The organism is Pseudomonas syringae (assembly GCF_001698815.1).
Taxonomy (GTDB): Bacteria; Pseudomonadota; Gammaproteobacteria; order Pseudomonadales; family Pseudomonadaceae; genus Aquipseudomonas; species Aquipseudomonas syringae_A.
In genome coordinates this window covers 31739-53362 of sequence record NZ_LGSI01000013.1, presented here as the reverse complement: position 1 = coordinate 53362, position 21624 = coordinate 31739, and the positions used below count along the sequence as shown (strand labels likewise).

The 21624-nt window shown below is 58.7% G+C and carries 24 protein-coding genes and 1 other RNA gene; 12 read left to right on the top strand and 13 right to left on the bottom strand.

Going from position 1 to position 21624, the window contains the following annotated elements:
• Positions 1-34: 34 nt before the first annotated feature.
• The 3 genes from ubiH to AFK24_RS03470 all read right to left on the bottom strand — a co-directional run bounded on the left by ubiH (position 35) and on the right by AFK24_RS03470 (position 3199).
• Positions 35-1222 carry a 2-octaprenyl-6-methoxyphenyl hydroxylase gene (ubiH, locus tag AFK24_RS03480; RefSeq protein WP_065831911.1) on the bottom strand — a complete coding sequence of 396 codons (1188 nt, stop codon included), beginning with the start codon at positions 1220-1222 and terminating at the stop codon, positions 35-37.
• Entirely contained in the window at positions 1219-2562 is a 1344-nt protein-coding gene (gene pepP / locus AFK24_RS03475; RefSeq protein ID WP_065831910.1) for a Xaa-Pro aminopeptidase, read from the bottom strand. The genes ubiH and pepP overlap by 4 nt, the downstream gene beginning before the upstream one ends.
• 82 nt (positions 2563-2644) lie before the next feature.
• Positions 2645-3199, bottom strand: a complete 555-nt coding sequence (locus tag AFK24_RS03470; protein ID WP_065831909.1) for a YecA family protein — start codon at positions 3197-3199, stop codon at positions 2645-2647.
• Positions 3200-3349: 150 nt separating this feature from the next.
• Between AFK24_RS03470 and AFK24_RS03465 the strand changes: the two genes are divergently transcribed.
• From AFK24_RS03465 to AFK24_RS03450, 4 genes are all read left to right on the top strand, one after another.
• Positions 3350-3559, top strand: a complete 210-nt coding sequence (locus AFK24_RS03465; protein WP_020293291.1) for a TIGR02449 family protein — start codon at positions 3350-3352, stop codon at positions 3557-3559.
• Complete coding sequence (locus AFK24_RS03460) at positions 3556-3885, top strand: cell division protein ZapA (protein WP_065831908.1); 330 nt, start codon at positions 3556-3558, stop codon at positions 3883-3885. Before AFK24_RS03465 ends, AFK24_RS03460 begins: the two co-directional genes overlap by 4 nt.
• 31 nt (positions 3886-3916) lie before the next feature.
• A non-coding RNA gene (ssrS, locus tag AFK24_RS03455) (6S RNA) lies at positions 3917-4095 on the top strand.
• Positions 4096-4206: 111 nt separating this feature from the next.
• On the top strand, positions 4207-4809 hold the full coding sequence (locus AFK24_RS03450) for a 5-formyltetrahydrofolate cyclo-ligase (RefSeq protein WP_065831923.1): 603 nt from the start codon (positions 4207-4209) through the stop codon (positions 4807-4809).
• Positions 4810-4954: 145 nt separating this feature from the next.
• Here AFK24_RS03450 and AFK24_RS03445 read toward each other — a convergent pair whose 3' ends face one another.
• The gene (locus AFK24_RS03445; protein ID WP_065831907.1) at positions 4955-5107 is read right to left on the bottom strand and encodes a hypothetical protein; all 153 of its coding nucleotides are present in this window, start codon (positions 5105-5107) and stop codon (positions 4955-4957) included.
• Positions 5108-5301: 194 nt separating this feature from the next.
• On the opposite strand from AFK24_RS03445, the gene AFK24_RS03440 reads away from it, so the two are divergent.
• Entirely contained in the window at positions 5302-5751 is a 450-nt protein-coding gene (locus tag AFK24_RS03440; RefSeq protein WP_065831906.1) for an EVE domain-containing protein, read from the top strand.
• A 12-nt stretch (positions 5752-5763) separates the two neighbouring features.
• On the opposite strand, the gene AFK24_RS03435 is transcribed toward AFK24_RS03440, so the two are convergent.
• Positions 5764-6168: a flagellar basal body-associated protein FliL gene (locus AFK24_RS03435; protein ID WP_065831905.1), complete on the bottom strand. Its 405-nt coding sequence runs from the start codon at positions 6166-6168 to the stop codon at positions 5764-5766.
• Between the two features lie 132 nt (positions 6169-6300).
• Here AFK24_RS03435 and AFK24_RS03430 point away from each other — a divergent pair, with 132 nt between their 5' ends.
• Positions 6301-7278 (top strand): NADPH:quinone oxidoreductase family protein, encoded by a 978-nt coding sequence (locus AFK24_RS03430; RefSeq protein WP_065831904.1) that lies wholly within the window; start codon positions 6301-6303, stop codon positions 7276-7278.
• Here the strand turns inward: AFK24_RS03430 and AFK24_RS03425 are convergent.
• The gene (locus AFK24_RS03425; protein WP_065831903.1) at positions 7273-7926 is read right to left on the bottom strand and encodes an energy transducer TonB; all 654 of its coding nucleotides are present in this window, start codon (positions 7924-7926) and stop codon (positions 7273-7275) included. The two genes, AFK24_RS03430 and AFK24_RS03425, sit on opposite strands and share 6 nt — an antisense overlap.
• Positions 7927-8204: 278 nt before the next feature.
• On the opposite strand from AFK24_RS03425, the gene glpT reads away from it, so the two are divergent.
• The gene (gene glpT, locus AFK24_RS03420) at positions 8205-9554 is read left to right on the top strand and encodes a glycerol-3-phosphate transporter (RefSeq protein WP_065831902.1); all 1350 of its coding nucleotides are present in this window, start codon (positions 8205-8207) and stop codon (positions 9552-9554) included.
• 144 nt (positions 9555-9698) lie between these two features.
• On the opposite strand, the gene AFK24_RS03415 is transcribed toward glpT, so the two are convergent.
• On the bottom strand, positions 9699-10373 hold the full coding sequence (locus tag AFK24_RS03415) for a gamma-glutamylcyclotransferase (RefSeq protein ID WP_065831901.1): 675 nt from the start codon (positions 10371-10373) through the stop codon (positions 9699-9701).
• A 350-nt stretch (positions 10374-10723) separates the two neighbouring features.
• Between AFK24_RS03415 and AFK24_RS03410 the strand changes: the two genes are divergently transcribed.
• A complete protein-coding gene (locus AFK24_RS03410; protein ID WP_240500327.1) occupies positions 10724-11215 on the top strand; it encodes a sn-glycerol-3-phosphate transporter in 492 nt (163 codons plus the stop codon).
• 15 nt (positions 11216-11230) lie between these two features.
• Here the strand turns inward: AFK24_RS03410 and AFK24_RS03405 are convergent, their stop codons facing one another.
• From AFK24_RS03405 to AFK24_RS03380, 6 genes are all read right to left on the bottom strand, one after another.
• Positions 11231-12199: a CDP-6-deoxy-delta-3,4-glucoseen reductase gene (locus AFK24_RS03405; RefSeq protein ID WP_065831900.1), complete on the bottom strand. Its 969-nt coding sequence runs from the start codon at positions 12197-12199 to the stop codon at positions 11231-11233.
• A complete protein-coding gene (gene ubiD, locus AFK24_RS03400) occupies positions 12199-13665 on the bottom strand; it encodes a 4-hydroxy-3-polyprenylbenzoate decarboxylase (RefSeq protein WP_065831899.1) in 1467 nt (488 codons plus the stop codon). Before ubiD ends, AFK24_RS03405 begins: the two co-directional genes overlap by 1 nt.
• A gap of 146 nt (positions 13666-13811) precedes the next feature.
• Positions 13812-15767 carry an acyltransferase family protein gene (locus AFK24_RS03395; protein ID WP_065831898.1) on the bottom strand — a complete coding sequence of 652 codons (1956 nt, stop codon included), beginning with the start codon at positions 15765-15767 and terminating at the stop codon, positions 13812-13814.
• An 83-nt stretch (positions 15768-15850) separates the two neighbouring features.
• Positions 15851-17110: a transcription termination factor Rho gene (gene rho / locus AFK24_RS03390; protein WP_020293277.1), complete on the bottom strand. Its 1260-nt coding sequence runs from the start codon at positions 17108-17110 to the stop codon at positions 15851-15853.
• A gap of 227 nt (positions 17111-17337) precedes the next feature.
• Positions 17338-17667, bottom strand: coding sequence for a thioredoxin TrxA (gene trxA / locus AFK24_RS03385; protein WP_065831897.1), 330 nt, complete (start codon positions 17665-17667; stop codon positions 17338-17340).
• 121 nt (positions 17668-17788) lie between these two features.
• On the bottom strand, positions 17789-18493 hold the full coding sequence (locus tag AFK24_RS03380) for a FadR/GntR family transcriptional regulator (protein WP_065831896.1): 705 nt from the start codon (positions 18491-18493) through the stop codon (positions 17789-17791).
• A 251-nt stretch (positions 18494-18744) separates the two neighbouring features.
• On the opposite strand from AFK24_RS03380, the gene AFK24_RS03375 reads away from it, so the two are divergent.
• The 4 genes from AFK24_RS03375 to AFK24_RS03360 are packed head-to-tail and all read left to right on the top strand — an operon-like array spanning position 18745 to position 21611.
• A complete protein-coding gene (locus tag AFK24_RS03375) occupies positions 18745-19530 on the top strand; it encodes a transporter substrate-binding domain-containing protein (RefSeq protein ID WP_065831895.1) in 786 nt (261 codons plus the stop codon).
• A gap of 44 nt (positions 19531-19574) precedes the next feature.
• A complete protein-coding gene (locus AFK24_RS03370; RefSeq protein ID WP_065831894.1) occupies positions 19575-20240 on the top strand; it encodes an amino acid ABC transporter permease in 666 nt (221 codons plus the stop codon).
• Positions 20237-20887, top strand: a complete 651-nt coding sequence (locus AFK24_RS03365; protein WP_170826279.1) for an amino acid ABC transporter permease — start codon at positions 20237-20239, stop codon at positions 20885-20887. The genes AFK24_RS03370 and AFK24_RS03365 overlap by 4 nt, the downstream gene beginning before the upstream one ends.
• Complete coding sequence (locus AFK24_RS03360; protein WP_065831892.1) at positions 20874-21611, top strand: amino acid ABC transporter ATP-binding protein; 738 nt, start codon at positions 20874-20876, stop codon at positions 21609-21611. Before AFK24_RS03365 ends, AFK24_RS03360 begins: the two co-directional genes overlap by 14 nt.
• Positions 21612-21624: the final 13 nt, after the last annotated feature.

Here is a 21624-nt window from a genome sequence, read left to right as displayed (position 1 = left end):
TTGCGGCGTGAGCCGGGATTTGGAAATAAGTGCGTCAAACATCGGAGCGAGTTCCCAGCCCCATGGCCTGACGCGCAAACCAGCGTTTGGCCCCAGGCAACAGGTCCAGCCCCAGCAGCCCGAGGTTGCGACCGGTGGCAACCAATGGCTGCGTGCTGCCGAACAGGCGTGTCACCTGATCGGAAAACCCCACCGTCAATTGCTGATCCAGACGCTGGCGCTCGCGATAAGCCAGCAAGGTCGGCAGGTCGCCGGGCACTTTGTCGCTGGCCAGCAGGGCTTCTGCCAGCGCGTGAGCGTCGCGCAACGACAGGTTGAAACCTTGTCCGGCAATCGGATGCAGGCTGTGGGCGGCATTGCCGAGCACCACCAGATGCGAGCGCACCTGTTCTTCGGATTCGATCAGATTGAGCGGGTAAACATGCCGCGCGCCGACCTGACGCAATGTGCCCAGGCGATAGCCGAAGACATTTTGCAGTTCGCTGAGAAACGCGCGGTCATCCAGCGCGGCGAGACGTTCAACGTCTTTGCCCGTACGCGTCCAGACCAGCGCACAGCGGTTTTCCGGCAGCGGCAACAGCGCCATCGGGCCTTCGTCGGTGAAGCGTTCGAAGGCCTGACCGCAATGGGCTTCGCTGGGTGTGATGTTGGCGATCAGCGCACTCTGGTTGTAAGGCCGCTGGCGCACGCCGATACCCAGTTGCTCGCGCAGGCTTGATCGGCCGCCATCAGCGAGCACCGCCAGATCGCATTCCAGTTCGGTTTCGTCGTCCAGCGTCAGGCGATAGCCATCGGCCAAGGCCTGCATGTGCTTGACCTCGGCGGGTACGCGCCAGCTGACCACGTCCTGATCCAGCCCGCGCCACAGACATTGGCCGAGCCAGGCGTTTTCTGCCACGTAACCCAGAGCGGGCACACCCTCTTCGATGGCGGACAAACGCGCCGCGCCGAAACGGCCGCGATCCGATACCAGGATCTGCCGGATCGGTTCAGCGCGCCGCGCGATGTCTTGCCACAGGCCAAGGCGCTCGTAGATTTGCCGGGCGCCAAACGACAGCGCCGAAGAACGGGCGTCGTAGCTCGGTTGATAGGTATCGCCCGGCGCGAAGGGCTCGATCAGAACGATCTTCCAGCCCCGCGCCTTGGCACCAGCCTGCAATGACAAGGCAAGACTGGCGCCGACCAGTCCACCGCCAACGATGGCAAGATTGAAACGACTCATGCAGCCCATCCCGGTTGATTTCGGGCTTCAGCCATCAGCGCCTCGATTGCGGCAACCGTCTTGGGCACGCCATCGGTAAGAATGTCACAACCTTGTTTGGTCACCACAACGTCATCCTCGATTCGCACACCAATGCCGCGCCATTTCTTCGCGACGTTCTGATTGTCCGGAGCAATGTAAATTCCCGGCTCGACGGTCAGCGCCATGCCGACTTCCAGCACCCGCCATTCGCCGCCGACCTTGTAGTCGCCAACATCATGCACGTCCATGCCCAGCCAGTGACCGGCGCGGTGCATGTAGAACGGTTTGAAGGCTTCGTTGACGATCAGTTCGCCGACGTCCCCTTGCAGCAATCCCAGCTCGACCAGCCCGGCAGTGATCACATGCACCGTTGCTTCGTGCGCCTGATTCCAGTGCTTGCCCGGACCGATGGCCGCGAACGCCGCTTCCTGGGATTTGAGCACCAACTCGTAGATGGCTTTCTGTTCCGGGGAAAACGTGCCGCTGACTGGAAAGGTTCGGGTGATGTCGCTGGCATAGCAGTCGATTTCACAGCCCGCGTCGATCAGCACCAGATCACCATCCTTGAGCACCGCGTCGTTCTCCTGATAGTGCAGGATGCAGGCGTTGCGACCCGAGGCGACGATAGAGCCGTAAGCCGGCATCTTCGCGCCGCCTTTGCGGAATTCGTAATCCAGCTCGGCCTCAAGGCTGAACTCGTGCAGACCGGCGCGGCTGGCCTGCATGGCTCGCACATGGGCGCGGGCGGAGATTTGCGCGGCTTCGCGCATGACCTTCACTTCTGCCGCCGATTTATACAGGCGCATGTCATGCAGCAGATGATCCAGCGCAACAAACTCTTTCGGCGGCTGGGCGCCCAGATGCGCCTTGGAGCGGATCACGTTGATCCAGTCCATCAGATGGCGGTCGAATTCCGGGTTGCTGCCCATGGCCGAGTACACCCGGTCGCGGCCTTCGATCAGGCCCGGCAGGATGTCGTCGATGTCGTTGATCGGGAACGCATCGTCGGCGCCAAAATCGCGAATCGCGCCTTCCTGCCCGGCACGCAGGCCGTCCCACAGCTCGCGCGCGGGGTTGCGCTCGCGGCAGAACAAGACGTACTCGCCGTATTCACGACCGGGAATCAGCACCACCACCGCTTCGGGTTCCGGAAAGCCGCTCAGGTATTGAAAGTCGCTGTCCTGACGGTAGACGTGCTCGACATCGCGGTTGCGAATCGCTACGGCGGCGGCGGGCAATATCGCGATGCTGTTGGGTTCCATCTGCGCCATCAAGGCCTTGCGTCGACGAGCGTATTCCGACTTAGGGATATGGATCATTGGCAGGCAGGTTCCCGTTCTGGAGCGTTCCCGGTCATGGCTGGACAGGCCTGCCGTGACCGGAGTCGCCGGTGATGAACAATCAGTGCAGCGAAGGCTTCGGCGCAGGTGCTTCGGGCTTGTTGCATTCGGTGAACAGCAACAGCGGAGCGACGCGCAGGTATTCCATGACTTCCATGTAATCGCTTTCGCCGTCTTCGGACTCTTCCAGCGCATCCTGGACCTGGGAAATCGCTGCCAGATCCTGCAGCACTTCCATGGCTTCGCCACTAATGGCATTGTCACGGGCAGTCAGGCCGAAACCGGCGAGAAAACCCTGGCACCATTGGCCCAATGCGATAGCGCGCTCACCGAGCGGTTCGTCATCGCCGGGCAATAGCAGTACAACGGTCATGTCGTCGCTGGTGAGTTCGCCCTTGACCATTTCCTGCAGGCCGATCAAGGCCTGACGAACGTTGTCTTCGGGTGCGGAGCCAAGGATTTCAGTCGCATCGACCAACCAGCCGTCGTTATCGAAGCCGGCACCGGCACAACTGCGACCGAGTAACAAGCCATGTAGCTCGGCAGGAGAGACAGGATGACCGCTGCTGGCAAGCAGGGTGGCGAATGCTTTATACGGGGAATTCTGAATGGGCATGGGTAACTAGTCGCCAAACGGCGCAATGTCTAGAATGGAGGTCTTGTATCCTAGACTAATCGCGCAACAAGATCATCAAGGCGGCCGTCCAAGGCTGTGGCTCAAAGCCAGCTCCTGTGCCACTCATCAGAAAGTATTCAGTGGAAAACAATGGAAGACACCGACCTGCAAGCGCTGATGGCCCGACTAGAATTACTGATTACTCGTGTCGAGCAACTTAAACGCGAAAACGGAATCCTATTAGCTCAGGAAAAGTCCTGGCGCGAGGAACGCGCTCACCTCATTGAAAAAAACGAAATCGCCCGGCAAAAGGTCGAGTCAATGATTTCGCGCCTCAAGGCCCTGGAGCAAGACTCATGAGCAACGGCAATAACGTCACCGTACAAATTCTCGACAAAGAATATTCGATCATTTGCCCTCAGGAAGAGCGCACCAACCTGGTCAGCGCTGCGCGTTACCTGGACGGGAAAATGCGTGAAATCCGCAGCAGCGGCAAAGTTATCGGCGCCGACCGTATTGCCGTAATGGCCGCGCTGAACATTACTCACGATCTTTTGCACAAGCAGGACTTGCCTGACGTGCAGACCAGCGGATCGACCCGCGAACAGGTCCGGGATCTGCTCGATCGCGTCGACCTGGTGCTCTCCACGGACGCGGATTCGCCACCGGATGCACCTCGAAGCTGAATGTTGCGAAGAGTTTCGGGTATACTTGCGCCGCTCCCTGGAGTGCTTGCCAGTCGGTCATGTCCCTGAGCCGATACGCACAACCACGGGGGTTGCACGTTGGGGTTGGTGTGCATGTCCGCTTGACGGAAAGCCTTAAAACCTCCTGCAATCTCCACCTTGAACTTTCGGGTTCAAGGGCTACACCGACAGCGGCTCGTCGGGGAGCACCTATTCTGTCTGCCGCCGGTTTTGCCCGGCGCCGACAACCCCGAGATCGTCGCCCTGACGACTCAATCCTGGTTCAACCTTCAATGGATCAGCCTGCATGACCCTTCTCTCATGACCTGCGAAGCGCCACTTACCCGCCAGCAATTGCGTCGCCAGTTACGCAAGGCGCGGCGTGCCTTGAGTGTCAGTCAGCAGCGTGAAGCGGCTCGCGGACTTTATCGTCAGTTGGCGCAACATCCCTTGTTCCGCCGCGCCCGACATATCTCGCTGTATCTGCCCATGGACGGTGAAATCGATCCGCGCCTGTTACTGCGCGCCGCCCAGCGTCGCGGCAAAGCCACGTACCTGCCGGTGCTCAGCGCCTGGCCGCGAACCAAGATGGTTTTCCAGCGCGTCAGGCCCGGCGAAAAATTCAAACCCAATCGTTTCCGCATCCCCGAACCCCGCATCAATTCCGCACGCCAGCGCAAGATCTGGACGCTGGATCTGATTCTGATGCCGTTGGTGGGTTTCGATGACGAAGGCGGGCGGTTGGGCATGGGCGGCGGATTCTACGACCGAAGCCTGGCCTATCGCGCACGCCGTAAGGCTTGGCAAAAGCCGGTTTTGTTAGGGTTGGCGCATGAATGTCAGAAGGTCGAACGACTGGCGCAAGCCAGCTGGGACGTGCCGCTGGATGGCACGGTTTCGGATAGGGGTTGGTATCTGGTGTGAGACGGCGAGCACAGGACCTGTAGGACCGGCTTTAGCCGGGAGAGCGGGGGTTCTGACGAAGCAGCTACTGCGGATGCGCTGGCCTCCTCCCGGCTAAAGCCGGTCCTACGGAACGCGTCCCGCCCGCCAGCTCCAACAACACGAATCAATGCCGCGCAGGATACTTCTGTTGCTGTTGGGTAATTTCCACCGGCGCGTCCGGTTTGCTGGCCCACAAACTTTGCGCATAACCTGTCGTCACGACACCCAAGCCGAACAAAATGACCAATATCCACAGTAAATCCGGCTTGCGTTTCATTGATTGCCCTCCTTCGGCAAATCAATACGATGTCAGCAGCGGTTTTTGTATAGGCCGTGCAACAGCGTGGAGCTTAAAATCCCGGCATTCTCCGACAACATTGGCAGACACGCAAACACTGACGTCAGCCAACCGTCGGTTTATCAGTAAAGTGTCTGACAACCTGCCCATTCCCCTTTTCAGGAGCACGAAAAATGGCCTACTGGCTGATGAAATCCGAGCCCGATGAGTTCTCTATCGCGAGTCTACAAAAGCTCGGTACAGCGCGCTGGGACGGGGTTCGCAATTATCAGGCACGCAATTTTCTACGCGCGATGGCGGTAGGCGACGAGTTTTTCTTCTATCACTCCAGTTGCCCGGAGCCGGGCATTGCCGGGATCGGGCGGATTACCCAGGCGGGTTACCCGGACCCAACCGCGCTGGATGGGCAAAGCCACTACTTCGACGCCAAGGCCAGCGCGGAAAAAAATCCATGGACAGCCATCGACGTAACCTTCGTCGAGGAATTCCCGAAAGTGCTTGGGCTGGGTTACCTGAAACAGCAGGCGGCGCTGGAACAACTGCCGCTGGTGCAGAAAGGCAGTCGACTGTCCGTCATGCCGGTCACCGCCGAACAATGGGCGGCGGTGCTGGCATTGCGCTGATTGCTCTGCGGTTTACTGAACGATGAAGTTGTTGAACAGCAAGTCTTCAACCACTGGCTTGCCTTCTTCGTCAGTCATGACTTGCTGAACCTGCTTGAGGGCTTCCTGACGAATCTTTTCCTTGGCCTCGGCGCTGCTCATGCTGTCGACAGTCTGCTGGGTGAACAGCGCCACCAGTTGATTGCGAATCAGCGGATCATTGCGTTTCACAGCGGCTTGCGCTTCCGGGCCGGTCACGCGCAAGGCGATGTCAGCTTTATAAACCCGCAGCTTCGGCCCGCCGTCCAGTGCGTAGTTGCCCACGAACGGTGGTGTCAGCGAAACATAAATGGCCTTGGGCGCCTCGCCCTCTTTGGCTTCTTCCTGCGCCATAACGGGCAGTGACAGGGCCAACAACATCAGGATCCACGCTTTCACAGTCCACTCCTTATCCGGTTTGGCGCATAGGTTACTTCAACTTATGCAGGCTTATCAGGCCGGGCCATGCTCATTGACGCAAAAACCCACATACCTGAACGTATCGGCCACAAGTCAAAAAGGAATAGTCCGATGAAAGCCTTGCTGTGCAAAGCGTTTGGCCCCGCCGAAAGCCTGGTGCTCGAAGACATAGCGAGCCCGGAAATCAAGAAAAACGAAATCCTCCTGAACGTCCACGCCGCTGGGGTCAATTTTCCGGACACGTTGATCATCGAAGGCAAATACCAGTTCAAGCCGCCGTTCCCGTTTTCGCCGGGAGGCGAAGCAGCGGGCGTGGTATCGGCCGTTGGCGAAAAAGTGACCCATTTGAAAGTCGGCGACCGCGTCATGGCCTTGACCGGCTGGGGCAGCTTCGCCGAACAAGTCGCCGCGCCGGGCTATAACGTGCTGCCGGTGCCCGAAGCCATGGACTTCAACACCGCCGCTGCGTTCAGCATGACCTACGGCACGTCGATGCATGCGCTGAAACAACGCGCCAACCTGCAACCCGGCGAAACCTTACTGGTGCTCGGCGCTTCCGGCGGAGTCGGTCTGGCGGCCGTGGAAATCGGCAAAGCCATGGGCGCTCGCGTCATCGCCGCTGCCAGCTCGGCTGAAAAACTCGAAGTTGCGAAGAACGCCGGCGCCGACGAACTCATCAACTACAGCGAAACCAACCTGAAAGAAGAAATCAAACGCCTCACCAACGGCAACGGCGCGGACGTCATCTACGACCCGGTCGGCGGCGACCTCTTCGACCAGGCCATCCGCTCCATCGCCTGGAACGGCCGCTTACTGGTGGTCGGCTTCGCCAGCGGCCGCATCCCCGAACTGCCCGTCAACCTCGCGCTACTAAAAGGCGCGGCGGTGCTCGGCGTGTTCTGGGGATCGTTTGCACAACGCCAGCCCCAGGACAATGCCGCCAACTTTCAGCAGTTATTTGGCTGGTATGCCAAAGGAAAACTGAAACCGCTGGTTTCGCAGGTTTATTCGCTGGAGGACGCGGGTAAGGCGATTGATTCGTTGGGGCAGCGGCGGGCGGTGGGGAAGGTGGTGATTTCGGTTTCATGAGCCTTTTGGGCCAATCCACAGCGCTGTGATTCCTTTGGGAAAAACATCGCCTAATCGGCGATCCGGATCTTTTTCGCAAGCCGTAACGATCTTTGGGACAGCTTTTTCCAGCTTCAAGAACAGCGCCGCTCTCGCCGATTCGTCGGGCACCCTGAAGCGTGTATAGCTTCCGGCCAGATATTGTTGCGCATGCCAAAACACATCCACCTCACTCAACGGCTCCTTCGGGAAATCCCGTTTGCTGGCGTGGACTTCGTGATTGAGGTACGCGCACAGGGTGTTTTCCAGACCGACTGTTATTTGCGGCGAGAACGGCTGCAGTCCTCGCGCACCAAAAATTATCGGCACTGCGATCTCAACACTCGACGGCTTGCCCTCCGCCACTTCCCATGGCCGATATCGCCACTTGACCACCGCCCGCTGCGCAGCCTCGGTGAATTGCGGGTGGCTGCTTTCGATGATTCTGGCACTTTGGACGGTGCCAAATGCGCCTACGGTCAGGCTGACCAGCACTTTGCCGGGGTGTCTTTTCTTGAGCAGGTTTTGCGGGAATTCAGGTTTTGGCGTCGAAACCGGAATCAGCAGTGCTTCGCTGGCGTGGATCGCGACGGAGAACAATAGAAACGCAATTAACGCCAAAACCTTCACCGCCACGTCCTCGAATGATCTGAACCTGTCGAGGTGACAGGCAGGCGGCGATGGTATGTGCCGATCAGTAGCGGCAGAAGGTCATGATTTCCTATTAAGGCGTAGGACCGGTCCTAATTCTGAGACATCCGCTTACACATCTCCCCAGTGTTCATAAAACAACATCAGGTGAATCGATTCTCCTACGAATTCTCGGACCATAAGCACTGCTTTTTTCTGTAATGAAAATGTAATATTCGCTTTCGCGCAGAAAAAAACAAAAAACTGGAGAGACTTCGATGTTTGCCTTCTTTCGTCCCGCCGCACACAAGGCCCCGTTGCCTGAAGAAAAAATTGATAGCACCTATCGCCGTCTGCGCTGGCAGATTTTCGCAGGCATCTTCTTTGGCTACGCGGGTTATTACCTGCTGCGCAAGAACTTCTCGCTGGCAATGCCTTATCTGATCGACGAGGGTTACACACGGGGTCAATTGGGTGTGGCGATGTCGGCCATTGCGATTGCCTACGGCTTATCGAAGTTTTTGATGGGGATTGTTTCCGACCGGTCGAACCCGCGCTACTTCCTGCCTTTTGGCTTGCTGGTTTCAGCGGCAGTCATGTTCGTATTCGGCTTTTCGTCCTGGGCGACGTCCAGTGTCACGATCATGTTTATCCTGCTGTTCATCAACGGCTGGGCGCAGGGCATGGGCTGGCCGCCGAGCGGACGGACCATGGTGCACTGGTGGTCGCAGAAAGAGCGTGGCGGCGTGGTTTCGGTATGGAACGTTGCGCACAACGTCGGCGGCGGTTTGATCGGGCCTTTGTTCCTGCTGGGTCTGGGCTGGACCAACGACTGGCATGCAGCATTCTATGTGCCGGCTGCCGTAGCACTGCTGGTCGCGGTGTTCGCGTTCGCGACCATGCGTGATACCCCACAATCCATGGGCTTGCCGCCGATCGAGCACTACAAGAACGACTATCCGGAAGGCTATGACGACAGTCATGAAAAGGAATTCAGCGCCAAGGAAATCTTCGTCAAGTACGTGCTGCGCAACAAAATGCTGTGGTACATCGCGATGGCCAACGTCTTCGTTTATCTGCTGCGCTACGGCGTACTGGACTGGGCGCCGACGTACCTGAAAGAAGCCAAGCACTTCACCGTCGACAAGACGTCCTGGGCGTACTTCCTCTACGAGTGGGCGGGTATTCCGGGCACGCTGTTGTGCGGCTGGATGTCGGACAAAATCTTCAAGGGCAATCGCGGCCTGACGGGCGTGGTGTTCATGGTGATGGTGACCATCGCTACGCTGGTGTACTGGCTGAATCCGCCGGGCAACCCGACCGTCGACATGATCGCGCTGGTTTCCATCGGCTTCCTGATCTACGGCCCGGTCATGCTGATCGGCTTGCAGGCGCTGGAACTGGCACCGAAGAAAGCCGCTGGCACCGCTGCGGGTTTTACCGGGCTGTTCGGCTACCTGGGCGGCTCCGTCGCAGCCAGCGCGCTGATGGGCTACACCGTGGACCACTTCGGCTGGGACGGCGGTTTTGTCCTGCTGCTGATCGCATGTGTGATGTCGATCGTGTTCCTGCTGCCAACACTTTGGCATAAGCAGGTGGCGAGTACGACACGTGAGGCGGTGGCTTAAAGCGAGGGCTGCACTATCTGTTGGAGCGAGGAGATTGCCCGCGAAGGCAATGTTCTGGCTTAGAAGGCCGGGTAAATGTACCGGCACCTTCGCGGGCAAGCCTCGCTCCTACAGAATCGGCGTTAGCTGCGACAAATTCATAACTCAGACGACGTCACACACCCCCCAACACCGCTTCAACCGCGCCTCCAGATTCAGATCCGGCATGGCGTGGCTGCGCAGGGCGTTGGCGGTTTGTTCGACGTAGTCGCGGGTGGTGCCGTAGCGTCCGCTGGCGCTGGCCAGCACCTGGCTGAGCACGCTGTCCGGCAGGTTGCCTGCGTAGCTGGGCAGGTGGCGTTCCAGTACAAATCCTAAAGCCTGAACCCGACGACCGTCTGCCAGTCGGCAGCTTAGCCAATGCGGCCGGTAGGAAGGGAAGGGCATTTCCCGCTGCCATAAGGCCAGCAACGACTCTTCGAGATTTTCTTCCGGCAATCGGTAGGCGAAGCCGCTGCAGGAGCCGCCGCGATCCAGGCCGAAGACCAGCCCCGGCATTTCCGGCGTACCGCGATGTTCGTGGGACCACAGGTATAAACCTCTGTGGTAACCATGAATCCGGCCGCGCTGACGTTCGATTGCGGTGCATTCGGGGCGCCAGATTAATGACCCATAGGCAAACAGCCATACCGGGCCGCCTTCATGGCGCTGCATGGTCTGCTCCATCGAGCTGAGCAGTTGTTTGCGGGTCAGTTGCGGCCCCAGATCGATCACCGGCGGATAGGTCAGGCCCAGGCCGTCATGCACGGCCGCTGACAAGCTATTGATTTGATTCCCCATTTGGCCCCCCTGGCGAATATTTCACCAGTTGTAGCAGATCGTGCTCAACCCAATATGAGCGGACGACGTGGGCGAACGGATGGCGTTCGCCAATGAATGCTTGTGTATCAGACTGGCTGAGCAGTGCAGCAGTCACGCAGCTACACTGAAACAGATAGACATATCTACTGCAATTAGCAATCCACCCAAGTTACCTCATGGCGGATAAACGCCGTACCTGATACGCCGCCCTTACAGTACGCGTTTAATTTAAGGACCGTTCCTACAAAGTCCTCAGACCATTCAACTTACCGCGGCGCACAACGCTCGGTATAACGCTGCACACGGAGTTTATTGCCAGGAAGCACGTCATGAAGGTCGGTGGGAATTTGCAGCTAGCGCTGTTTCTGGCCCTGTATTGGCTCGCGCCTCAGGTCGTGGCAGACGAGGCATCAGCGGGCGAGAAAGACGGGTTCTGGCTGGTACAAACCAGTGCATATACGCGGCATTTCTCGCCGTCGTCGGAGCACAATAATCATCAGGATCTATTGGGGCTGGAGCGCAATGAGGCGTCCGGGCTGGTTTATGGCGGGGCGACGTTTCGTAACTCGTTTGGCCAACGCTCGGTGTATGGCTACGCGGGCAAGCGTTTTGATAGCAGCGTTTATCCGGTGTACCTGAAAGTCACCGGGGGGCTTTTGCATGGCTATCGGGGCGAGTATCGCGACAAGATTCCGCTGAACCGCTACGGTATTGCGCCAGTGATCATTCCCGGCGTCGGGGTCAATCTGGGTCCGGTCAACGCCGAGGCGATCCTGTTGGGCGCCTCTGCGTTCATGGTCAACGTCGGGCTGCGCTTCTGATTCTGGCTGCCCTGCTCAAGAGCGAGGCGCGTAGGCGAACACGTCGGCACGCATTTGATGTGCTTCCATTCCGGCGCTGACCAAAGCGTCGAGGGTGGCGTAGATCATGGCGGGCGAGCCGCTGGCATAGACGTGTACCGCCGCGAGATCGGCGATGTCGCTACGAACCGCTTCGTGCAGCATGCCGCAGCGTCCTTCCCAACCGCACAGGTCGCTGACGACTTTGTGCAAGAACAGGTTGGGCAGCTTCTTCCATTCATCCCAATGCTGGATTTCGTAGAAGTCTTCCGGCCGACGCACGCCCCAATACAAATGCACGGGATGGCTGAAGCCCTTGCTGCGGCAGTGCTCGATCAAGCTCTGCATTTGCGCCATGCCGGTGCCGGCGGCGATCAACACCAACGGGCCGTCGGGCAGTTCGGCCAGATGCGTATCACCAAACGGCAGCTCAACCCGAGCCATGGTGTTGCGCTGCAATTGTTCGATCAGGCTCTGGGCGCTGGCTTCGCGAACCAGCACATGCAATTGCAGATCGCGACCGCTTTCCGGCGCGGAGGCCAGCGAGAAGGCGGATTTTTCGCCGTTGTCGCGATGAATCATCAGATACTGACCGGCGTGATAGCGCGGCGCCTTGCCCGCCGGAGCGCGCAGACCCACGCGCCAGACGTCGCCGCCGACTTCCACGCATTCACTCAACTGACAGGCGAACGTGCGCACCGGCAATTCACCGAGGGCAAGCACACCGTCCCACAGGACCTCACAGTCCTCAAGCGGCTCGGCGAGGCAGGTGTAGATTTCGCCATGAGTCAATTCTTCACCGGCCTGCAGCACGCGGCCGTGGGCCAGCAATGCCGAACAGACGTGGCAATTGCCGTTGCGACAGCTTTGCGGGCAGTCGTAACCCAGGCGTTGCGCGGCATCGAGAATCCGCTCGCCGGGCAATGTTTCCAGTACTGCGCCCGATGGCTGCAAGGTTACACGCATCAATCTATTCCCAACTGATTCCAGATGTCGTCGACCCGGCGTGTGACGGCTTCGTCCTTGACGATAACCCGACCCCACTCGCGCGTGGTCTCGCCCGGCCATTTATGCGTTGCGTCCAGCCCCATTTTCGAACCCAGTCCGGAAACCGGCGATGCGAAATCCAGGTAGTCGATTGGCGTGTTGTCGATCATCACCGTATCGCGCTTGGGATCCATGCGCGTGGTGATCGCCCAGATCACGTCGTTCCAGTCCCGGGCGTTAATGTCGTCGTCGGTGACAATAACGAACTTGGTGTACATGAACTGTCGCAAAAACGACCACACGCCCAGCATCACACGCTTGGCATGCCCTGGGTACTGCTTCTTGATCGTCACGATAGCCATGCGATACGAGCAGCCTTCCGGCGGCAGATAGAAGTCAGTAATTTCCGGGAACTGCTTTTGGAGGATCGGCACGAACACTTCGTTCAATGCGACGCCCAGAATCGCCGGCTCATCCGGTGGTCGACCGGTGTAGGTGCTGTGGTAGATCGGTTTGATCCGATGGGTAATACGCTCGACGGTGAACACCGGGAAGCTGTCGACTTCGTTGTAGTAGCCGGTGTGATCGCCATACGGGCCTTCATCGGCCATTTCGCCGGGGTGAATCACGCCTTCGAGGACGAACTCGGCGCTGGCCGGAACTTGCAGGTTGTTGCCACGGCACTTGATCAGCTCGGTACGACTGCCGCGCAACAGCCCGGCGAAAGCGTATTCGGAAAGGCTGTCAGGCACGGGCGTTACCGCGCCGAGGATGGTGGCCGGATCGGCGCCGAGGGCCACGGATACCGGGAAGGGTTCACCGGGATGTTTGGCGCACCACTCCTTGAAATCCAGCGCGCCGCCACGGTGGCTGAGCCAGCGCATGATGACTTTGTTGCGGCCGATGACTTGCTGGCGATAGATGCCGAGGTTCTGCCGCTCCTTGTTCGGCCCGCGCGTGACGGTCAGGCCCCAGGTAATCAGCGGCGCGACATCGCCGGGCCAGCAGGTCTGCACCGGCAGCATGCCCAGATCCACGTCATCACCTTCGATGACGACCTCCTGGCAAGGTGCGTCCTTGACGACCTTGGGCGCCATGGCGATGACTTTCCTGAAGATCGGCAGCTTGGACCAGGCGTCTTTCAAGCCCTTGGGTGGCTCGGGTTCCTTGAGGAAGGCCAGCAGTTTGCCGATTTCCCGCAGCTCGCCGACTTCTTCAGCGCCCATGCCCATGGCAACGCGCTCGGGCGTGCCGAACAGGTTGCCGAGCACTGGAATATCAAAGCCAACGGGCTTCTCAAACAGCAATGCCGGACCCTTGGCGCGCAAGGTGCGGTCGCAGATTTCGGTCATTTCCAGGACAGGGGAAATGGGCATCTGAATGCGTTTCAACTCTCCGCGCTGCTCAAGCTGCTGCACGAAATCCCGTAGATCCTTGAATTTCATTAACCCGGCCACTCATAAAATAGGTTCGTATCGTACCTGATCGCGACCAGTGTGGGAGCGAGCTTGCTCGCGAAGACGGCGTTACATGTGCAGCATTGCAGCGTTCGGACATAGCTTTGGCGAGCAAGCTCGCTCCCACATTCCTGTCACATTGCGTTCTCACTCAGGAAAATCGGTGCAAACAACGGCTTCATCCGCTCGCCGCCTTGGTCCGACAGGTGATTCTCGTCCTTGTATTGGGAAAAGCCATCGATGGCCGCGCGGCAGATGCCTTCGGCGCAGAGCAGTGGCGCGGGGTCGATGATGTGGATATGGGGATCGGCCGCAGCAAGGTTGGCGAATAGCTGGTCGATAAAGTGCTGACGCTCGCGGTGATCGGCAATCGGCCGGCCGACTTGCAGCGTAGAACGCCCGACCATCGCCAGGCTGCTGAGTCGCGCGATAGTGCCTTGGCGCTGCAGCGGGATTTCCTTGAACAGCCAGACGTTCGCTCCGGCGGCACGCAAGCTGGCCACTGTCGCGCGCAAGTTGTCAGCCAGATGCTGCTCGGCAGCGGCGCGGCTTTCGTGGCGGTAGGTCATATGTTCCTGGTCGCCGTCCTCCTCGCCATACAGATAAAGGCTCCAGCGTGCGGCGAGCACGACGTCGCGGATCTTCTGTTTTTCGACCAGCGCCAGGGTTTGCTGGTTGAAGGTCTGACATTGCGGGCGGGATTCGATGCCCAGCACCGGCATGCAACCAGACAGGCTGGTCAGCCAGACCGGAATGCCAAAGCGCTCGGCGTCTTCTTTGACCGCTGGCATCAACGCCGCCGCATGGCTGTCGCCCCACACCAGTTGCAGCGGCGGCACGTCAGCATCGCCGCCGAAACGACAGGCTGCGCTCAAGTCCGGGCTGTCGCGCTGCAGCAGACAATCCATTTGCCCGCGTTGCCAGTCACGCGCTTCGGCGTACTGCCGGGCTTGCCCGGACAAGCGCTGCGGGAAGCCTTCACCCCAGCGCACCGCTTGCCCGGCCATCGCCACGACCAGCATGCACAGCGCTGCGCTGGCGAGCACTGGTTTGCGTCCGGCCAGCAGGCGTTTTTCGCGGAAGGGCATTTCGATGAAGCGCCACGACAGCCACGCCAGGGCGACGCACAGCGCAATCCAGAACAGCGACTCCCGACGCTGCATGCCATCGATGGAAATCGCATTGGCGTAGACGAATACCGGCCAATGCCAGAGGTACAGCGAGTAGGAAATCAACCCGATTGCCACCAATAGTGGCGTACTCAACACCTTGCCGACCAGCGTTTGAGCCTGACCGTTAGACCAGATCAACGCCGTGGCGCCCAGCACCGGCAACAACGCCGCCCAGCCCGGAAAAGGCGTGCTGCGGTCGAACCCGCACACTGCAATCAGAATGGCAGCCAGACCCGCCAGACTTACGCTTTGGTAAACCCAAGGCCGTAGTTTGATTCGGGAAACCGGCATGACCGCCAGCATCGCGCCACAGAGCAGTTCCCAGGCGCGCATCGGCAGCAGGAAAAACGCCGAGTCCGGTGCGCGGCTTACGCTCCAGATATTCAGGCCGAACGACACCAGCAGCAGGCCCAGCAACATCAGGCGCCAATGGCAGAAGAAGCGCGTGACCAACACCATCAGCAGCGGGAAGACGATGTAGTACTGCTCTTCCACCGACAGCGACCAGGTGTGCAGCAAGGGTTTGAAGTCCGACGCCGTGTTGAAATAACCGTCCTGGCGCATGAACAGGATGTTGGAAATGAACATCGCCTGATAACGCACGGTGCGCCCCAGTTGCGAATAATCATGGGACGTCAACAGCAACCAGCCGACCAGCAAGGTAGCGGCCAGCACCACGCTCAAGGCCGGAATGATGCGTCGAGCGCGACGCGCCCAGAAGTCGACAAAGCTGAAGCGACCGGCGCTGATTTCACGATGAATGATCGAGGTGATCAGGAACCCGGAGATGACGAAAAACACGTCGACGCCAACAAAGCCGCCGCTGAATGCGCCGAAACCATAGTGAAAGAGCACGACGGGGATAACCGCCAGCGCGCGCAGGCCATCGATATCCCGCCGGTTGCCGAATGTGTGCATGACGCTCCTTGTCTCGATTCTTAAAAATCAGGCAAAAAAATGGTGTCCATAAGGACACCATTCATTTGAAGCCGTTCAGCCTGTTATTTGCGCTTCATCGACAGGAAGAACTCATCGTTGGTCTTGGTCTGCTTCAGCTTGTCGATCAGGAACTCGATAGCCGCGACTTCGTCCATCGGGTGCAACAGTTTGCGCAGGATCCACATACGTTGCAGTTCGTCGTCGGCGGTCAGCAACTCTTCGCGGCGTGTGCCGGAACGGTTGATGTTGATCGCCGGGAACACGCGCTTCTCTGCGATCTTGCGATCCAGAGGCAACTCCATGTTGCCCGTACCCTTGAACTCTTCGTAGATCACTTCGTCCATCTTCGAGCCGGTTTCAACCAGCGCGGTAGCGATGATGGTCAGCGAGCCGCCTTCTTCGATGTTGCGCGCAGCGCCGAAGAAACGTTTCGGTTTCTCCAGGGCGTGGGCATCGACACCACCGGTCAGGACCTTGCCGGAGCTAGGAATGACGGTGTTGTAGGCGCGAGCCAGACGGGTGATGGAGTCGAGCAGGATAACGACGTCTTTCTTGTGCTCGACCAGGCGCTTGGCCTTCTCGATCACCATTTCGGCAACCTGTACGTGACGGGTTGGCGGTTCGTCGAACGTCGAGGCAACCACTTCGCCACGCACGGTGCGCTGCATTTCGGTTACTTCTTCCGGGCGCTCATCGATCAGCAGAACGATCAGATGCACTTCCGGGTTGTTACGCGTGATGTTGGCCGCGATGTTCTGCAACATGATCGTCTTGCCCGCTTTTGGCGGTGCAACGATCAGGCCGCGCTGGCCTTTGCCGATCGGTGCGCACAAGTCGATCACACGGCCGGTCAAATCTTCGGTGGAACCGTTACCGGCTTCCATCTTCATGCGAATGGTCGGGAACAACGGCGTCAGGTTTTCGAAAAGAATCTTGTTCTTCGCGTTTTCCGGGCGGTCGTAGTTGATCGTGTCGACCTTGAGCAGAGCGAAATAACGCTCGCCTTCTTTAGGTGGACGGATCTTGCCGACAATGGTGTCGCCAGTACGCAGATTGAAGCGGCGGATCTGGCTGGGCGAGACGTAGATATCGTCCGGGCCGGCGAGATAGGAAGCGTCTGCAGAGCGCAGGAAACCGAAGCCGTCCTGGAGGATCTCCAGCACGCCATCACCGGAAATTTCCTCGCCACTCTTGGCGTGCTTTTTCAGCAGGGAGAAAATGACATCCTGCTTGCGCGAACGGGCCATATTTTCTATGCCCATCTGTTCGGCCATTTCGAGCAGATCGGTAATCGGCTTTTGCTTGAGTTCAGTCAGGTTCATATAGGAATGACGTAATCATGTATGGAGGGGGAAATTAAGCTTTTGGCTTAATGAGGCCGCGCCGCAGAGAAGGCGACAGGATCGCGTACTAATTCGAAAGGAGAGCGTCGGCGACGGCTAGCAGGGGGCAACGGAGAAGCCGTTGCGGGGCCGAATGTACCACTTGATTTTCGAGGCGTCTAGTACACCGCCCGAAAAAAACCCCGCAATTTGCGGGGCTTTGATCATCAGATATTAGCGTCGAGGAACGCGGCAAGCTGAGACTTCGACAGCGCGCCGACCTTGGTGGCTTCGACGTTGCCGTTCTTGAACAGCATCAGCGTCGGGATACCACGCACGCCATGCTTGGCAGGGGTTTCCTGATTTTCATCGATGTTCAGCTTGGCGATGGTCAGTTTGCCTTTGTAGGTTTCGGCGATCTCATCCAGAACCGGGGCAATCATTTTGCATGGGCCACACCACTCAGCCCAGTAATCAACTAGTACAGCACCTTCAGCCTTGAGGACTTCAGCTTCGAAGCTGGCGTCGCTGACGTGCTTGATTAGGTCGCTACTCATGGAGTTCTCCGAGTTAGTAGGCTAAAAAACGTGGCCCATCATAGCGGGCCTTGCCCCGTTCAGGAAGCCAGACGTCATTGAGTATGGCTATAGCTGTCCATCAGTCTGGTTATAGCGCTGCTCAGCTTAAAGGCGAAACAAACACGATCCCGGTCCTCAGCGCCGCACCCCGAATGTGTTCGTGCATGGCTTTCTGGGCCGGGCCTGAGGCGTGGCGGGCCAGTGCGCGGAGGATCTTGCGGTGTTCCTGCCAGGTTTCCATGGCCCTAGAAGCGCGGATGAACGGCATCTTCTGGCTTTCCAGGAAAATATCCGCGCCAGCGGTCACGATGCCGAGCATGGCCTGATTGCCGCTGGCGACGAGGATATGCCGGTGAAATTCAAAATCCAGTCGCGACGCCGCTTCGAAATCGCCAGCGCGCAGCTCCAGGCGCATGGCCTCGACGTTATCTTCGAGCACGTCACGCTCGTCGGCGGTCAGCGTCACAGCGGCCAGCCCGGCAGCGAAGCCTTCCAGGGCATAACGCAGCTGAAACGTATCGGCAGGTGATATTTGTGCATCGAAAGGCCAGGAAAATCCGCTCGTGCGCTGTTCTGGTTCAGAAATTTTCTGCACGAACACGCCTTTGCCTGGCTGCACACTAATGACGCCCAGTGCGCTGAGCGACGATAAAGCCTCACGCAACGATGCGCGACTGACCCCCAGCAGAACGGCTAGATCACGCTGCGAGGGCAGGCTGTCGCCCGGTGCATAGCCTTGCTCGGCAATCAATTTGCGAATGGCCCGCAACGCGGATTCGGGTACGGCGATTGGGCTATGTGGCATCACTGTTCAGGCCAGTCAGTCCAGTAGAACCTCCTTTTATAGCCATCTTCGCGATCAGGCAAGCAACGCCCAGGCCTGGGGCGGCGCGGCTTGCGGGCGCGCCAAAGCAGGGCGGCGCGCAATGTAACTGTTCAGACCAGTAAGACCGAAACCGGCCTGCAAGCCGCAGGTTCTGGTTGTAACTCAGTGGATGGCATGGGCTGTGCACTGACCAATAACAGATCACCTCTCGTCCGCCCTGGAGTCTTCACATGACCAAGCGTTACAGCGCCCTGCTCACTGCCCTGTTTGCCAGCCTCGTACTCAGCCAGACTCCCGCTCATGCCAATGGTCTGGACGACGTGATTTCCCGTGGCACGTTGAAAGTCGCCGTTCCGCAGGACTTCCCGCCGTTCGGTTCGGTGGGCACCGACATGAAGCCGCGCGGGCTGGATATCGATACCGCCAAACTGCTGGCCGACCAGCTGAAAGTGAAACTGGAGCTGACGCCGGTCAACAGCACTAACCGCATCCCGTTCCTGACCACCGGCAAGGTTGATCTGGTGATTTCCAGCCTCGGCAAGAACCCGGATCGGGAAAAAGTCATCGACTTCTCCCGCGCTTACGCACCTTTCTATCTTGCGGTGTTCGGCCCACCTGAAGCGTCGATCAAGACCATTGACGATCTGAAAGGCAAAACCATCAGCGTGACGCGCGGTGCCATCGAAGATATCGAGTTGAGTGCAGTTGCGCCTAAAGAAGCCACGATCAAGCGCTTCGAGGACAACAATTCCACTATCGCGGCTTACCTCGCGGGCCAGACTGACCTGATCGCCAGCGGCAACGTGGTCATGGTCGCTATCAGCGAGAAGAACCCCAAGCGCATCCCTGAATTGAAAGTGAAACTCAAGGATTCCCCGGTTTACGTCGGCGTGAACAAGGATCAGCCGGAGCTGCTGGGCAAGGTCAACGAGATCCTCAATGCCGCCAAGGCTGACGGCGCGCTGGAAAAGAATTCGCAAACCTGGCTCAAGCAGCCTTTGCCAGCTGACCTCTGATCGCTGTTTCTGCCTCTGTTAATTAAAGCTCCAGGGATCAGCCAATGGCGTATCACTTCGACTTTGTACCGGTTCTGCAAAATGCTGATCTGCTGCTGAAAGGCGCGTTGTTCACCCTGGAATTGACTGCCATCGGCACGGTGCTCGGGGTTGGCCTGGGCATCGTCGGCGCAATCGTACGAGCCTGGAAAATCCAGCCGTTCTCGGCGATTTTCGGGGTGTATGTCGAGCTGATCCGCAACACGCCGTTCCTGGTGCAGCTGTTTTTCATCTTCTTCGGCCTGCCGTCGCTGGGCATTCAGATCTCCGAATGGCAGGCGGCGATCCTGGCAATGGTGATCAACCTCGGCGCGTATTCGACGGAGATTATCCGTGCTGGCATTCAGGCGATTCCTCGGGGTCAGCTGGAAGCCGCAGCAGCGCTGGCGATGAGTCGCTTCGAGGCGTTCCGCTACGTGGTGCTGATCCCGGCGCTGGGCAAAGTCTGGCCGGCGTTGAGTAGCCAGATCATCATCGTGATGCTCGGCTCGGCCGTCTGTTCGCAGATTGCCACTGAAGAGCTGAGCTTCTTTGCCAACTTCATTCAGTCGCGCAATTTCCGCTCCTTCGAGACGTACATCATCACCACGGTGATCTACCTGTGCATGGCGCTGCTGATTCGCCAGCTACTGGCATGGATCGGGCGTCGCTATATATCGAGGAAAGGCTGATGGATTTCACCCTTTGGGATGTTGTGCGCAATCTGCTCACCGGCCTGCAATGGACGCTGGCACTGTCGTTGGTGGCGTTCATTGGCGGTGGCGCGATTGGCTTGCTGGTCATGTGGATGCGCATCTCCAAGCTCAATGCGCCAAGGGTTCTGGCCAAGGTCTACATCGAATTGTTTCAGGGCACGCCGCTGTTGATGCAGCTGTTCCTGGTGTTTTTCGGCGTGGCGCTGCTGGGCTTCGATATTTCGCCCTGGGCCGCCGCCGCGCTGGCGCTGACCTTGTTTACCAGCGCGTACCTGGCCGAAATCTGGCGCGGCTGCGTCGAGTCGATTGCGAATGGCCAGTGGGAAGCGTCGGCGAGCCTGGCGCTGTCACCGCTTGAGCAACTGCGTTATGTGATCCTGCCGCAGGCGCTGCGCATTGCTGTTGCGCCGACGGTGGGCTTCTCGGTGCAGGTCGTAAAAGGCACGGCCGTTACTTCGATCATCGGTTTTACCGAACTGACTAAAACCGGCGGCATGCTCGCCAACGCAACGTTCCAGCCATTTCTGGTCTACGGCTTCGTCGCGTTGGGTTATTTCATGCTGTGTTACCCCTTGTCGCTCAGTGCCCGCTATCTGGAAAGGAGACTGCATGCCTCTGCTTAGAATTTCCGCGCTGCATAAATATTACGGCGACCATCACGTCCTCAAGGGCATCGATCTTTCTGTAGAGGAAGGCCAGGTCGTGGCGATCATCGGTCGCAGCGGTTCGGGCAAGAGCACGCTGTTGCGCACCTTGAACGGTCTGGAGTCGATCAATGACGGCGTTATCGAAGTCGATGGCGAATACCTGGATGCCGCTCGCGCTGACCTGCGCACGTTGCGGCAGAAAGTCGGCATGGTCTTTCAGCAGTTCAACCTGTTTCCGCACCTGAGCGTCGGCGAAAACGTCATGCTCGCGCCGCAAGTCGTACAAAAAGTGCCGCGCGACGAAGCCCGCAAGCTGGCCAAACGCATGCTGGAACGGGTCGGGTTGAGTGAGAAATTCGATGCCTTCCCGGATCGGCTGTCCGGCGGCCAGCAACAGCGCGTGGCGATTGCCCGCGCGCTGGCAATGTCACCCAAAGTGCTGCTGTGCGATGAAATCACTTCAGCGCTGGACCCGGAACTGGTCAACGAAGTGCTGGGCGTGGTGCGGCAACTGGCGGCCGATGGCATGACGCTGATCATGGTCACCCACGAAATGCGCTTCGCCCGTGAAGTCGGCGACAAGCTGGTGTTCATGCATCAAGGGAAAGTGCACGAAGTGGGCGACCCGAAGATTCTCTTCGCCAACCCGCGCACGCCAGAGTTGGCGAACTTTATCGGGTCGGTGGAGCAGGGGGCTTAAAGCCCGTTCTGAA

Excerpts from the sequence above, each read along its gene's own strand:
- ubiD (WP_065831899.1), bottom strand. The coding sequence starts at position 13,665 with ATGAAATTCAAGGATCTACGGGATTTCGTGCAGCAGCTTGAGCAGCGC.
- AFK24_RS03410 (WP_240500327.1), top strand. The coding sequence starts at position 10,724 with ATGAAGGTCGGTGGGAATTTGCAGCTAGCGCTGTTTCTGGCCCTGTAT.
- trxA (WP_065831897.1), bottom strand. The coding sequence starts at position 17,667 with ATGAGTAGCGACCTAATCAAGCACGTCAGCGACGCCAGCTTCGAAGCT.
- rho (WP_020293277.1), bottom strand. The coding sequence starts at position 17,110 with ATGAACCTGACTGAACTCAAGCAAAAGCCGATTACCGATCTGCTCGAA.
- AFK24_RS03430 (WP_065831904.1), top strand. The coding sequence starts at position 6,301 with ATGAAAGCCTTGCTGTGCAAAGCGTTTGGCCCCGCCGAAAGCCTGGTG.
- AFK24_RS03470 (WP_065831909.1), bottom strand. The coding sequence starts at position 3,199 with ATGCCCATTCAGAATTCCCCGTATAAAGCATTCGCCACCCTGCTTGCC.
- AFK24_RS03370 (WP_065831894.1), top strand. The coding sequence starts at position 19,575 with ATGGCGTATCACTTCGACTTTGTACCGGTTCTGCAAAATGCTGATCTG.
- AFK24_RS03465 (WP_020293291.1), top strand. The coding sequence starts at position 3,350 with ATGGAAGACACCGACCTGCAAGCGCTGATGGCCCGACTAGAATTACTG.
- AFK24_RS03405 (WP_065831900.1), bottom strand. The coding sequence starts at position 12,199 with ATGCGTGTAACCTTGCAGCCATCGGGCGCAGTACTGGAAACATTGCCC.
- AFK24_RS03460 (WP_065831908.1), top strand. The coding sequence starts at position 3,556 with ATGAGCAACGGCAATAACGTCACCGTACAAATTCTCGACAAAGAATAT.
- AFK24_RS03380 (WP_065831896.1), bottom strand. The coding sequence starts at position 18,493 with ATGCCACATAGCCCAATCGCCGTACCCGAATCCGCGTTGCGGGCCATT.
- AFK24_RS03360 (WP_065831892.1), top strand. The coding sequence starts at position 20,874 with ATGCCTCTGCTTAGAATTTCCGCGCTGCATAAATATTACGGCGACCAT.
- AFK24_RS03450 (WP_065831923.1), top strand. The coding sequence starts at position 4,207 with ATGACCTGCGAAGCGCCACTTACCCGCCAGCAATTGCGTCGCCAGTTA.
- AFK24_RS03440 (WP_065831906.1), top strand. The coding sequence starts at position 5,302 with ATGGCCTACTGGCTGATGAAATCCGAGCCCGATGAGTTCTCTATCGCG.
- AFK24_RS03415 (WP_065831901.1), bottom strand. The coding sequence starts at position 10,373 with ATGGGGAATCAAATCAATAGCTTGTCAGCGGCCGTGCATGACGGCCTG.
- pepP (WP_065831910.1), bottom strand. The coding sequence starts at position 2,562 with ATGATCCATATCCCTAAGTCGGAATACGCTCGTCGACGCAAGGCCTTG.
- glpT (WP_065831902.1), top strand. The coding sequence starts at position 8,205 with ATGTTTGCCTTCTTTCGTCCCGCCGCACACAAGGCCCCGTTGCCTGAA.
- AFK24_RS03375 (WP_065831895.1), top strand. The coding sequence starts at position 18,745 with ATGACCAAGCGTTACAGCGCCCTGCTCACTGCCCTGTTTGCCAGCCTC.
- ubiH (WP_065831911.1), bottom strand. The coding sequence starts at position 1,222 with ATGAGTCGTTTCAATCTTGCCATCGTTGGCGGTGGACTGGTCGGCGCC.
- AFK24_RS03395 (WP_065831898.1), bottom strand. The coding sequence starts at position 15,767 with ATGCACACATTCGGCAACCGGCGGGATATCGATGGCCTGCGCGCGCTG.
- AFK24_RS03445 (WP_065831907.1), bottom strand. The coding sequence starts at position 5,107 with ATGAAACGCAAGCCGGATTTACTGTGGATATTGGTCATTTTGTTCGGC.